This is a genomic window from Leptospiraceae bacterium, from assembly GCA_024233835.1.
Taxonomy (GTDB): domain Bacteria; phylum Spirochaetota; class Leptospiria; order Leptospirales; family Leptospiraceae; genus JACKPC01.
Genome location: JACKPC010000004.1, coordinates 492,254 through 503,887 on the forward strand (window position 1 = coordinate 492,254; position 11,634 = coordinate 503,887).

The following is an 11,634-nucleotide window of genomic DNA, read 5'->3' on the forward strand; positions in this document are numbered from 1 at the left end:
CTCTATTTGTAGAAGAAAAATCCATTTATTCTACGAATGGGCTGAATTTAGAAGGTCTACTTTTTTGAAAAGCTATTTATATTTGAAAAGCTAGTGATTTCCCTAGCTTTCAGGAAAAAAAGTAAATCTATAAAATTGTCTTGCAAGGTAACAGCGGTTTTCTTTCATTGCTCTGTTAATATTTAGCTTGAGGTTAAGATGTATAAGATAATTCTTGCAGATGATCATTCTGCGACAAGGAAAGGAGTAAAAGCTTGCTTGGAACAGGATAAATTATTCCGAGTGGTTTTTGAAGCAAGCAATGGATATGAACTCGAAAATATACTGGATAAAAGGTTATATGATATAATTCTTTTAGATATTAATATGAAAGATATGGATGGTATTGAGTTTCTGAAGAGATGTCGTAAAAAAATTATAAACAAAAGAATTGTCATATACTCCATGTTAACAGGATCCGGGATTTTGCAGGAAGCCATATCTTTAGGTATTCATGGCTTTATTTCTAAAGAAGAGGAAATTACAGAATTAAATAATACTTTAAAACGAATTATGAATGGAGAGTCCTATTTTTCCTCAACCCTTTATTCTGTTACAAATCCAAATGAGGATTATACTTTAAGTAAAAAGCAGAAAGTAATACTCAAGTTTCTTTTAGATGGAAAAAGTTATCAAGAGATTGCTGAAATTCAGCAGTGTTCTTATCGTACAGTTGAGTTTCATGTTAAAAAGCTAAAAGATATTTTTCATACTAATAGTCTGTTAGAGTTGATAAGTAAGGCCAGAGAAGTATACTTTTTTTAATCAGTAATAATTTGCTTTATTACAGAGAGTAAATCTCCAAAAAGAATAGGAATTTCCATTTCCTCATCCATTGAAACATGACTTTCTGAGTATATATAGATTTTCTTATTCCTTTCCTTGTATAAGGAGTTTACGAAGTCTTTCTCTTTATTAAAGGTAGCGAAGTGAATCAATATAAAATTAGGAGATATTGTATTTAATGTATTTTTTAAAAGGTATGAGTCCCTAAAGCAATAGAAAATCATTTCCTCTCTATATGTAAAGTCTACTTCTTTCTTTACATCTTTTTGAAAAATAAAAATCACTTCTTCGCTGAATGGCTGTTCGATAATAAATGTACTGCCTTTATCTTTTTGAGATTTAACACGAATACTTCCCTTATGAGCTTTTATAATATCATAACAGAAAGAAAGGCCAAATCCATGTCCGCCCTCTCCTCTTGTTCCTGTTTTTTGAAAACGAATATCTTTTCTGAATAAGATGGGAATATTTTCCTCTTCAATTCCGATACCTTCATCACGAATTTTAATCTTATAGAAAGACTTATGATATGTGCAGCCGATAAATATTCTTGAATTGGAGTGTGAAAACTTAATAGAGTTTGAAATTATATTCGAAATAGCTTGAATATATAATTCTTCATCTCCAATAAAGAAGAAATCTTCATCAATATTTAAATCTACTTTGATATTTTTGGATTCAATAAGGGGGTAATATTGTTTTAAGCAGTTTGTGAACATATCCTTTATACTTATATAATCATACTTTAGCTGTAAGGAAAAACTCTGCAACCTATCCATAGATAGAATTTGCTCAGCAAAATTTTTTACATTCTCAAGGCTTTCAATACTTACAGCAAGATTGCTTACTTTTTCAGGAGAAGAAACTTCTATTTCGGAATTTCTGCTTATCTTTAATAGGTTAATCACTCCTAAAATGGGAGAAATTAAATCGTGAGAAACAATCGATACAAATTTGTCTTTGAGCCGATTGGCATTTTCAGCTTTTTCCTTTTGTTTCTTGAATTCAATAGTTCGTTTTTCTACTAAGGCCTCCAATTGTTTATTAAATATAGCTAATTCATTAGATAGCACTTTTACTTTCTTGAAAGATTCAATGAATTGGTAGATCAAAAGATAAGACTGAAAAAACAGAAAAATAAAGGTTCCGTAATACAATAAGTAAAAAGATGAGATTATATGCATAGAGTATAAAACATCATTTAAAACGAAGCCAAATAAAATGATAAATCCTAAAATAGTAATTTTGGCATCTTTTCGTTTGTCTCTAAGCGCCAGAGCAATAGCGGTTAAACTCTGTAGAATAATAAGGAGAATGAGAATATTTCCGATAATTAATGTTCTGGTAAAAATCTCACTGGGTGTGAATAATACAAATGCTCCTAAAAATAAGGTTGAATATAAAGTAATTAGATAAAGTCTACGTGAAAAATATTTATCATATATAGAATTTATAAATAAAAGAAAAACACTCGCACCTATATTCTGAGTAAAGTATTCCAAACTTAGAATGAACTTAAATGCCCTGGGAGAAAACAAATTATACAAGAACAAGTTATTTTGATAGGACAGAAAAACAATTGATATGATGCAATAGATAGCAAAATATAGGGCTGAATTATTTCTTAAAAAATAGAATAATCCAAAGTGGTAGATTGCCATGAAAAACAAAGAACCGGCTAAAAACACCGTTTGTAATAGATTTCTATTATATTCTTTTTGAAGAACTTGTAAGTCTCCTAAAAAAAATTTTTCATTAAAACCACCTCTACTGTGATGATAATTAGCAATATGAATGGTAAGAGTAAAATTCTTTTTTCTTTGTATTATTTCGGGAATAGGGACAATACCTATAGTATAATAAGGAATTGTAGATTTTTTATCCATTCCCGGTTTTCCTGAACAATAGAGTAGGTTTGCATCTGCATAAGCACAGAAGGCTGAATTTGTCGCCATAAACTTTATCCCTAACTTCCTTTCAGTTTCGGGCAATATAATCTTCATCTGGTAGGTTGCATATCCGAAGCTTCCGAGCGCTTTTCCTTCCACCCGGAAATCGTTCCAATAAACAGAATTCATAAAATCGGTTCTTTTTTCTTTTGTGCAGTCTACTATTGTTTTCTTATCAAGTATAGGATGCTCTTCTGATGAACAAAAAGTTTTCCAGTAAAATTCCCATTCTCCATCGAGTCTGAAAATTTGCTGCGTATCAGGATTCCAGGTTCTTAAATCGAAAACTCCTTTTTTGGCAAGGAAAGCTTCCTCAGAAAAAAGAGAAGAACTAAAAAGGATATAAAGGAATATAAATTTATTATAAATCCATTTTATTCTATACATTTAATTAAGATACTCAATGCAATTTCTATGCCTTCCACAGTTCTTATTAAGGGAAGCAGAAGTTCCTTGTAAATTGTTTCATCTATCATAAGGAGATACTAAGCGTAGTTTAAGAAAGAAGGAGAAGTCAAGGATATTTTGGGTTCGGTATCGGCAACTTTGACATACCTCACTTAGTGTAAAAGTTTACTAAAAATAAACTCTAATAGTTGCCGGTTTAAACCGTGCTTTCTTGTTTTGAAAGGCTTCTTGTTCCCGAGTAAGCTGTGATTGGTTCTAAACTAAAGCCTGTTTTCTCCAAAGCAAAGCGTGGTTTGTCCCAAAGTAAAGCGTGCTTTGTCCCAAAGTAAAGCGTGCTTTGTCCTAAAGTAAAGCGTGGTTTGTCCTAAAGTAAAGCGTGGTTTGTCCTAAAGCAAAGCGTGGTTTGTCCTAAAGTAAAGCGTGGTTTGTCCTAAACAAGGGCGTGGTTTTTTAGGGAAGAAGGCGAGCCACCGGTGGCTCGCTTTCGTTTGCTGCTCCCTTAAAGCAGTAATCCTGTAAGAGAGCAGAGGTAAAATGAGGGGATACTGTAATTTTATTTTTTGCTAAACTTAAGGGAACCTCTATTAACTTCATTTTTATCCCTCTCAATAAAGTTAGCATCTTCAATGCTTTTCAAATACTCTTTGTTTTCACCCTATTTTTTTCTTAAATCGGTGGAATAGGGTAAATTCCACCGATTTTCCTGCTGTTCAGACGGATCTCGCCCGCAGCAGGAAACAAGTTCTTCTCAGGTTATACACAAAATTACCAAGAAAGATTTGCATCTTCGCTCTTTTTATTCCGATACTTCGAATTCTGTCAGCAGCAAATGATTTCATATCACCAAACACGTGTTCTACTCGAGCTCTTATTTTGGATACAGAGCGATTCCATTCTTTCTCTTCATCAGTCAACGGATGATTTCTTTTACCTTTCTTGCAGAATAGTGGATTTGCTTTTCGTGACCGGACTTCAACTTCTATTTCAGGAGCATTATAAGCACTATCTGCAAAACAATCTTCCTTTTCATGCAAGTCTTCTGCTAACTCAGGACCTATTTGAGAATCATGGACTGATGCTGATGTAACAATATATTTTCGAATAAGTTTTGTGGATGCATCTGCAATAATATGGTTTTTATAACCATAATAGGATTTACCGTGCTTTTTAGTCCATCTTGCATCAGTGTCTTTTTGAGAAAACTTACTCTGGTTATTTTTCCAATCTTCAGGAACTTCATCATTCTTTATTTGTGCATTCTCTTCTTTTGTATTTCGTTGAATCGGAACTTCTATAATAGTTGCATCCATAATAGCTCCTTCTTTTACTGTAAACCCTGATTTATGAATCCAGTATTGAAGTTTGGAGAATAATATATCCAGTAGATTTTCGGTAATTAAGCGTTCCTTAAATAACCAGATAGTCTTCTCATCTGGTAAGGATTCATAATCATTCACACCAATAAATCTCTGAAATGAGGCTCTATCGTTTATTTGAAATTCTGTCTGCTGGTCTGATAAATTGTAGAGCTTCTGTAATAATATGATCTTGAACATCTTCACCGGATCATAAGGAGGTCGACCACCCTTTTCTGTTCCGGAACGATACATGCTCTCTAATTCTTCTCGGTATACTTCAAAATCGATTAAGTCCGAAAGCTTTCTTAATGGATCGCCTATCTTTTCCAGCTTTTTCTTTCGTGATTGTGATTCAAAAATATTCATATTACCCATAAAACAAATATTTACTGACCGCTATTTTTGTTTACCTTTTTTTATGCAGGTTTTTAGAGGTTCCCTTAAAAGTATGTACGATATATTTCTGCACCAGAGGTTGCGGAAATTGCCAGTTTGCAATTTTTTTCTTCATACAAAGGTGAAAACTATTTTCCAACGGACTCAATATCACATCCGGGCTGAGAACTTTACCATCTGTGTCTATTTGCCAGTCCATTTTTACATCTCCATCCGTAATTTTCGGATTTTTATCCAGGTATTCTTTATAGCAATCCTGAAGTTCTGCATATCCTTTGATGATTCGGTTTTTTACCTGGTTTTGGAGATAGGGGTCAATGGTTTTTCCACCATCCTTTGTCTTTTGCTGCTGGCTCTGGCTAATAAGCAGTGCCATTTGTCTTTCTCTCATACTATCGCGATAGAGTAGGTAAGCAATTATCAGAACAGCTAAAAGTCCTATTGTGACACTGACAGAATGTTGTTTCATAAAAGTTTCCTTATTATTTTTTACCCCATACCACATCTGTAAGGACGTGTTGTCAGGCGTCCCTACAATCAACTTGGATGGATTCGCTTATTTTAATGTATACTAAAGGAAAAGTGGTTTTCGGATAAAATATAAAGAAAACGTGGTGTGTGTACGATAATTTTAATATGGAAATCCCACTCAGCGAAGCAGACAGAATCATAATAAAGAAGATCCACAGGACAACGAAGGATAAGAGAATAGCGGATCGTATAAAGATCATTAATCTCCTTGACAGAGGGTATAACTCAATAGAAATTGCAGCGATTTTAATGCTGGACGAAGATACGGTAAGTAACTGGAAAAAGAAATTTATTGAAAGTAAAAATATGGAGGATTGGTTGGCTTTAAATTTTATCCCCTACAAAGGAAAATTGCAGGAAATCCAGCTAATGGAATTGAAACAACATATATTAGAATCAATAATAACAGATTCAAAACAACTCATCCCGTATATTAAAGAAAAGTTTGGGGCAGAATATTCTGAAAGAGGAGTGAGGAATCTATTAAAACTGTTAAAATTTTCTTACAAACAATTAGTTCGAGTGAACCCTTCAGTAGAACCGGAAATTCAGAATCAATTTTATCAGGGCTTTGAGAGCTTAATCAAGAACCTGGGTAACGATGAAGCTGTTCTTTTTTGTGACGGAGTTCATCCTCAACACAATACGCATACTAGCAAAGCATGGATACAAATAGGTACGGAAAAACATATTCCCTGTAATACAGGGAGACAAAGACTGAATCTTAACGGTGCTTACAACCCTATTTCATCAGAAGTTTTTATAGTAGAGAGCGAAAAAGTTAATACACAATCTACTATTTTATTATTTGATAGAATACAAGCAGAATATAAAGATAAGGCTTATATTTACATAATTACTGATAATGCACGCTATTATCTTAGCCAGGAATTAAAGAATTATCTAAAAGACTCAAGAATCGTTATGATTCATCTTCCACCGTATAGCCCGAATTTAAATCTGATAGAAAGGCTTTGGAAATTTATGCGTAAGAAGGTAATCAACTCAAAATATTATCCGAATTTCTCAGGACAGGGTGGATTCAGAGAAGCTATACTGGATTTTTTTAAGAATATTCACTCCTTCAAGGATGAATTACAAATATTTATTGGTAAGAAAATGCAAATTCTTTACCCGGATTATCCGAAAACCACTATGCCGTGAGTATAAAAATATAAGCTGCTCCGGAGTCTGTGGCAGTTCCTGCATCGGTAATACTAGCATTGTCGGTATTGACTATAGAGCCGGAAGAATTGTCTTCTTTAAAAGCACCAGCAATGATATATTTTCCGTCGATAGCTATTATCGCTCCCATATAATCGCTTGCACCTGCATTAGAAGCCTTTAAGTAAGCATCCTGTATCCAATCGCCGGTAGTGCTATCTCGTTTGAATACATAAATGGCACCGGAGTCTGTGGCAGCTCCTGCATCGGTAATGCTTGCATTGTCGGTATTAACGATAGAGGTTGAGCCGTTATCTTCACCAAAGGCCGCGACTACTGCATAGTCACCGCTTATTGCGACAGTCCAACCAAAATTGTCACCTGCACCTGTATTGGAAGCTTTTAAGTAAGCATCCTGAGACCAATCACCGCTGGTACTATTTCTTTTAAAAATATAAGCTGCTCCGGAGTCTGTGGCAGCTCCTGCATCGGTGATGGTTGCGTTATCGGTATTATTGATAGTCGTGGAACTATTATCTTCAACAATGCTACCTACAATGGCATAGTCTCCACTAATAGCTACATGTTGACCAAAATTGTCACCTGCACCTGCATTAGAAGCTTTTAAGTAAGCATCCTGTGACCAATCACCGGTAGTACTATTTCTTTTAAAAATATAGGCAGCACCGGAGGCTGAGGCAGTACCTGCATCGGTAATGCTTGCATTGTCGGTATTATTGATAGCCGTGGAACTATTATCTTCCTCATAAGTTCCGACAATTATATAATCACCGTTTATGGCAACAGCTCCAAAACCAAGATTGTCACCTGCACCTGTATTGGAAGCTTTTAAGTAAGCATCCTGTGACCAATCGCCGGTAGTACTATCTCGTTTGAATACATAAATGGCACCGGAGTCTGTGGCAGCTCCTGCATCGGTAATGCTTGCATTGTCGGTATTAACGATAGAGGTTGAGCCGTTATCTTCACCAAAGGCCGCGACTACTGCATAGTCACCGCTTATTGCGACAGTCCAACCAAAATTGTCACCTGCACCTGTATTGGAAGCTTTTAAGTAAGCATCCTGAGACCAATCACCGCTGGTACTATTTCTTTTAAAAATATAAGCTGCTCCGGAGTCTGTGGCAGCTCCTGCATCGGTAATGCTTGCATTGTCGGTATTATTGATAGCCGTGGAACTATTATCTTCCAGTCGGGCTGCGACAATAGCATAGTTGCCACTAATGGAAACAAAGAGACCAAACCAATCATTAGTTCCCGGGTTAGAGGCTTTTAAGTAGGCATCCTGAACCCATTCATTGGAAAATACAGTAATACTTATGCTAGCTGTTGTGCTACCTCCGCTATTCGTAGCGGTTATGGTATAGATGGTTGCTGACAGACTGTGTGAAAAGTCTCGTTATTGAATATTTTTTGTTTGTCAGGAATGTAATGTATATAGAAAATTTCCTTATAACGATAAAGAGTTATAGGTGCAGCTATGAATTATATACAAGGAACTTCTCGAGAACAGATAGTATTATACAGTGAATGTTTGGATAACGTCATAAAAGAAGATAGTCCGGTAAGGGTTATTGATGCCTATGTTGATAATCTCGATCTTAAAAAATTAGGTTTTAAAATTCCAAAGTTAGAAACAGGTAAACCACCATATAATCCACATGATTTACTAAAAATATATTTATACGGATATATAGAACGAATCCGAAGTAGCAGAAAATTAGAGAAGGAATGTAATAGAAACCAGGAACTTAGGTGGTTAACAAAGAATCTCGCCCCGGATTTTAAGACAATAGCTGATTTTCGAAAAAATAATAAAGATGGAATAAAAAATATCTTCAAAGAGTTTTTATTCTTTTGCAAGAAAATGAATCTACTAACTCTTTCAATAGTTGGAATTGATGGAACGAAGCTAAGAGCACAGAACGGACAAAATAATGTATTTAAAAGAGAGCGTATTGAAAATATCGAGCAAAATATAAAATCCAAAATACAGGAATATTTGGAGGAATTAGAATTGAATGATATTTCCGAAGCAAATGAACTAAATCTTAAAGATGGAGATGAAGCCAGGGATGTATTAAATAAACTAAAAAGACTAACGAAATACAATGATAAAGTGAAAGGGATTCGGGAATTATTTGAAAACGACCCGGAACTACAGGTCTATTTTGCTAACGACACAGATTCAAGATTTCAAAGTGACAAAGGAAAAATTCGTCCTGGATATAATGCCCAAACTGCAGTGGATAATACAAATAAGTTGATTATTGCAAATGATGTATCGCAAAAGTCAAATGACCTGGAACAAATGACTCCTATGATTGAAAAAGTCCAGTCGATAAAAGAAGAACTTAAAATAGAAAATGAGACAAATGCAGTAATGGATTCCGGATATTTTAGTGAAAAAGAAATAATGAATAATAAAGATAAATCGGGGATAAATATTATAGTACCAGATACCAAATCTGCACTGGATAGTAATAATAAGCGTGAATGTAAAAGTAATCCTGATAAACTTCCTGCAAAAGGATATGAAATCCAGGATTTTGTTTATGATAAAGAGCGGGATATATACGTATGTCCGGCAGGAAAAGAATTAAATAGACAAAATGAAAATCCAAGACAGACGTCATACGGGATTTATGTAAATGAGTATAAATGTAAGGAATGTAAAGATTGTTTTCATAGAGCAAAATGTACCAATAGTAAAACTGGACGAACTATTCGGGTCTCGATAAACCGAGAGACAATGGATGATTTTAAAAAAGAGATGGGGAACGAGGAAAATAAAAAGCTAATTCGTAAACGTAAGGAGATTGTGGAACACCCATTTGGCACTATAAAGAGAAATTTGGGGTTCACTTACTTTATACAAAAAGGAATTAGAAGCGTTCAGGCCGAATTTAGTTTCATATGTTTTGCTTATAATTTTAAAAGAGTCATAAATATTCTGGGAATAAGGGCTTTTATAGATGCTGTAAATGCAAAATAGTAGGAATAATAGATTTTTATTTGATGGATAGCAATGAATTTTCTCTCTTTTATGACTTATAGTAAATTTATTTACTAAAAACCAATTTGGAATGATTGGTTTTTAGTTTTTTTAGTAAGAACCGAGTTCGTCAATATCTACAGGTTTTTTTTTGCTCACTTTTCACACAGTCTGTCAGGGGAGCCAGGGCTAAGAGAGGGTATAGTTCACTTTCTTTAAATCTTATTCTTTTTCAAATTCTACTTTTAAGGAATTATAATATTCTTTACTTACAACAAAAGGATAATCCGCTTCAAAGTCACTCAGGAAGTAATGAACACCGAAAGTTATATCACTATATTTAAAATATAAAAGTCCATCACAATCAGAGTTCAATTCTTCGATTCTTTTTGCATCCGGATGAGTTGTATATCCAACGAGCATAAAGTATTTAGCTTTAATATCTTCGCATATTCTATCGTATAGTTCAAGGTCGATGCTCTTCTCTTCTATAGAGTGCTTCCCACTTTCGGCTAAGCTGTTATAAAAATACATAAAAGAATCCTGGCAGTGTCCTATGTCGCTACGATTTCGCAGACTGATGAGAGGTATTTGTTCTATTTCGTAAAACTTTAGAACAACATAGCCCGGAACTGCTTCAATAAAATTCACCAGTTCCCTTGTTTCTTTGTGTAGGTCTTTAGGACTTTTCTTTTCCATCAGTTTCTCTTGTTATTCAATATGAATCTTGCGATTTTATAGATTCTGTGCATCATACTTAATTTGTCAAGAAAACCGAATTCTTTTTTAAGTTCAGCCAACTGTTCTTTTTCAAGTTGAGCGACAAGAATTGTCTCCATTCTATTCAAAAGCCTTTTTTCTGTTTTTTAGCTTCTGCTGGAAAAACCTGAAAACAATTTTTTACTTTACAGGCTATAAATACTATAAGAAATTTGAAGAATGGAACTTTTTAAAGATGACAGGCAAGCTGAGAAGTATTATAAATTTCAAGAAGCCAGAGAAGAGTTTACTGAGGAAGATAATAACATGACTAAAGCTATAAAGCGCCAAACTTTAGATCCGGAGAAAATACCCTATGATCAAGCTCATGTTGAAATTTATTCTCAGGTAGGACTCGGAGAATCATGGAGGATTGAACAATCTATAGAAGCAGGGGAAATAAAAACTGCTTCTGCCGGATTTCAAAAAGTAACCAGGGAGTTTGACAGCTATAGAAAAATGAATAAAAAAGTAAAAGCTAATTGGATAATAACAATAATTAAAAGAGTTTTCAGTCGTCAAAAATGAATCTTCTTAAAGTCAAAGGTTATCTGGTTTTATTTCTAAAAGAAATCCCTATATGCGATTTAGAGACTCTCAAGAAAGATCCTGAACTGGATTTTAAATCAGAGTATGCTTTTTATTTGAGCCATATAAAAACTTCTTTTTATGATCTAAATGATTCCTATATGCTCTCAGAGGAATTAGTTGGAAATATCTCCAGAGCATGGTTGCAAAGGTTCAAAAGACTTCAAATAGTTTCTTCCAGAATCTATTACGCTTCCCTTCATTATACCTCTGATAAAATTCCTAATATTGTAAACACCTGCAAAGAGGAAGAATATCATAGAATAATTATATTCCAATCTAATGATGTAGTTGCTCATTATGCGGAATTCATAGAAATTTTCCATCTAAATTCATTCTTATACCAGAGGTATACAAAACCCAGAACCTTAGAAGCAAAATATTCTTCCGGCGGTTTTATTAACAAGAAAAAATTGGAAAGGGTTTTAAGAGGAAAAGGAAGAGGAGTTTTTGAAGAAACATTTAAGCTCATTCGGCCTGTGGTTGATAAGAATATTCTAAATAATGTAGATTCTATTCATCCTTCGGTCTCCTACAGGGAAGCCTGATCCTCTCTTAGGGAGACGCTTATGGATCGATATACTCCCTCACCCCCTCTCTTAGGGTGACGCTTAAGCGTCACCCTAAGAGAGCTGCATGA

Annotated in this window: 11 protein-coding genes and 3 pseudogenes; 5 read left to right on the plus strand and 9 right to left on the minus strand. The window is 34.4% G+C overall.

Annotated elements, in window-relative coordinates:
• The first annotated feature begins 198 nt into the window (after window positions 1-198).
• A complete protein-coding gene (locus H7A25_20205; protein ID MCP5502232.1) occupies window positions 199-804 on the plus strand; it encodes a response regulator transcription factor in 606 nt (201 codons plus the stop codon).
• Here H7A25_20205 and H7A25_20210 read toward each other — a convergent pair.
• The 4 genes from H7A25_20210 to H7A25_20225 all read right to left on the minus strand — a co-directional run bounded on the left by H7A25_20210 (window position 801) and on the right by H7A25_20225 (window position 5,405).
• A complete protein-coding gene (locus H7A25_20210; GenBank protein ID MCP5502233.1) occupies window positions 801-3,161 on the minus strand; it encodes a sensor histidine kinase in 2,361 nt (786 codons plus the stop codon). The two genes, H7A25_20205 and H7A25_20210, sit on opposite strands and share 4 nt — an antisense overlap.
• A 471-nt stretch (window positions 3,162-3,632) precedes the next feature.
• The gene (locus H7A25_20215; protein ID MCP5502234.1) at window positions 3,633-3,776 is read right to left on the minus strand and encodes a hypothetical protein; all 144 of its coding nucleotides are present in this window, start codon (window positions 3,774-3,776) and stop codon (window positions 3,633-3,635) included.
• Window positions 3,777-3,892: 116 nt separating this feature from the next.
• Window positions 3,893-4,915, minus strand: coding sequence for an IS5 family transposase (locus tag H7A25_20220; protein ID MCP5502235.1), 1,023 nt, complete (start codon window positions 4,913-4,915; stop codon window positions 3,893-3,895).
• 31 nt (window positions 4,916-4,946) lie between these two features.
• Complete coding sequence (locus H7A25_20225; GenBank protein ID MCP5502236.1) at window positions 4,947-5,405, minus strand: AgmX/PglI C-terminal domain-containing protein; 459 nt, start codon at window positions 5,403-5,405, stop codon at window positions 4,947-4,949.
• A gap of 167 nt (window positions 5,406-5,572) precedes the next feature.
• Between H7A25_20225 and H7A25_20230 the strand changes: the two genes are divergently transcribed.
• Window positions 5,573-6,631 carry an IS630 family transposase gene (locus tag H7A25_20230; GenBank protein ID MCP5502237.1) on the plus strand — a complete coding sequence of 353 codons (1,059 nt, stop codon included), beginning with the start codon at window positions 5,573-5,575 and terminating at the stop codon, window positions 6,629-6,631.
• Here the strand turns inward: H7A25_20230 and H7A25_20235 are convergent.
• The 4 genes and pseudogenes from H7A25_20235 to H7A25_20250 all read right to left on the minus strand — a co-directional run bounded on the left by H7A25_20235 (window position 6,621) and on the right by H7A25_20250 (window position 8,033).
• Entirely contained in the window at window positions 6,621-6,782 is a 162-nt protein-coding gene (locus H7A25_20235) for a hypothetical protein (GenBank protein MCP5502238.1), read from the minus strand. The two genes, H7A25_20230 and H7A25_20235, sit on opposite strands and share 11 nt — an antisense overlap.
• Before the next feature lie 75 nt (window positions 6,783-6,857).
• A pseudogene (locus tag H7A25_20240) lies at window positions 6,858-7,190 on the minus strand (FG-GAP repeat protein).
• A 111-nt stretch (window positions 7,191-7,301) separates the two neighbouring features.
• A pseudogene (locus H7A25_20245) lies at window positions 7,302-7,598 on the minus strand (hypothetical protein).
• A 150-nt stretch (window positions 7,599-7,748) separates the two neighbouring features.
• Window positions 7,749-8,033 (minus strand): annotated as a pseudogene (locus tag H7A25_20250) (FG-GAP repeat protein).
• A 99-nt stretch (window positions 8,034-8,132) separates the two neighbouring features.
• Here H7A25_20250 and H7A25_20255 point away from each other — a divergent pair.
• Window positions 8,133-9,647, plus strand: coding sequence for an IS1182 family transposase (locus tag H7A25_20255; GenBank protein MCP5502239.1), 1,515 nt, complete (start codon window positions 8,133-8,135; stop codon window positions 9,645-9,647).
• A 222-nt stretch (window positions 9,648-9,869) separates the two neighbouring features.
• On the opposite strand, the gene H7A25_20260 is transcribed toward H7A25_20255, so the two are convergent.
• Window positions 9,870-10,346, minus strand: a complete 477-nt coding sequence (locus H7A25_20260; protein ID MCP5502240.1) for a hypothetical protein — start codon at window positions 10,344-10,346, stop codon at window positions 9,870-9,872.
• Window positions 10,347-10,586: 240 nt separating this feature from the next.
• Between H7A25_20260 and H7A25_20265 the strand changes: the two genes are divergently transcribed.
• Window positions 10,587-10,934, plus strand: a complete 348-nt coding sequence (locus H7A25_20265) for a hypothetical protein (protein ID MCP5502241.1) — start codon at window positions 10,587-10,589, stop codon at window positions 10,932-10,934.
• A complete protein-coding gene (locus tag H7A25_20270) occupies window positions 10,931-11,542 on the plus strand; it encodes a hypothetical protein (protein MCP5502242.1) in 612 nt (203 codons plus the stop codon). Before H7A25_20265 ends, H7A25_20270 begins: the two co-directional genes overlap by 4 nt.
• Window positions 11,543-11,634: the final 92 nt, after the last annotated feature.

Bases quoted from the DNA above. Each gene is read 5' to 3' on its own strand.
- H7A25_20205 (MCP5502232.1), top strand. From the start codon at position 199: ATGTATAAGATAATTCTTGCAGATGATCATTCTGCGACAAGGAAAGGA.
- H7A25_20210 (MCP5502233.1), bottom strand. From the start codon at position 3,161: ATGTATAGAATAAAATGGATTTATAATAAATTTATATTCCTTTATATC.
- H7A25_20215 (MCP5502234.1), bottom strand. From the start codon at position 3,776: ATGAAGTTAATAGAGGTTCCCTTAAGTTTAGCAAAAAATAAAATTACA.
- H7A25_20220 (MCP5502235.1), bottom strand. From the start codon at position 4,915: ATGGGTAATATGAATATTTTTGAATCACAATCACGAAAGAAAAAGCTG.
- H7A25_20225 (MCP5502236.1), bottom strand. From the start codon at position 5,405: ATGAAACAACATTCTGTCAGTGTCACAATAGGACTTTTAGCTGTTCTG.
- H7A25_20230 (MCP5502237.1), top strand. From the start codon at position 5,573: ATGGAAATCCCACTCAGCGAAGCAGACAGAATCATAATAAAGAAGATC.
- H7A25_20235 (MCP5502238.1), bottom strand. From the start codon at position 6,782: ATGGGAGCGATAATAGCTATCGACGGAAAATATATCATTGCTGGTGCT.
- H7A25_20255 (MCP5502239.1), top strand. From the start codon at position 8,133: ATGAATTATATACAAGGAACTTCTCGAGAACAGATAGTATTATACAGT.
- H7A25_20260 (MCP5502240.1), bottom strand. From the start codon at position 10,346: ATGGAAAAGAAAAGTCCTAAAGACCTACACAAAGAAACAAGGGAACTG.
- H7A25_20265 (MCP5502241.1), top strand. From the start codon at position 10,587: ATGGAACTTTTTAAAGATGACAGGCAAGCTGAGAAGTATTATAAATTT.
- H7A25_20270 (MCP5502242.1), top strand. From the start codon at position 10,931: ATGAATCTTCTTAAAGTCAAAGGTTATCTGGTTTTATTTCTAAAAGAA.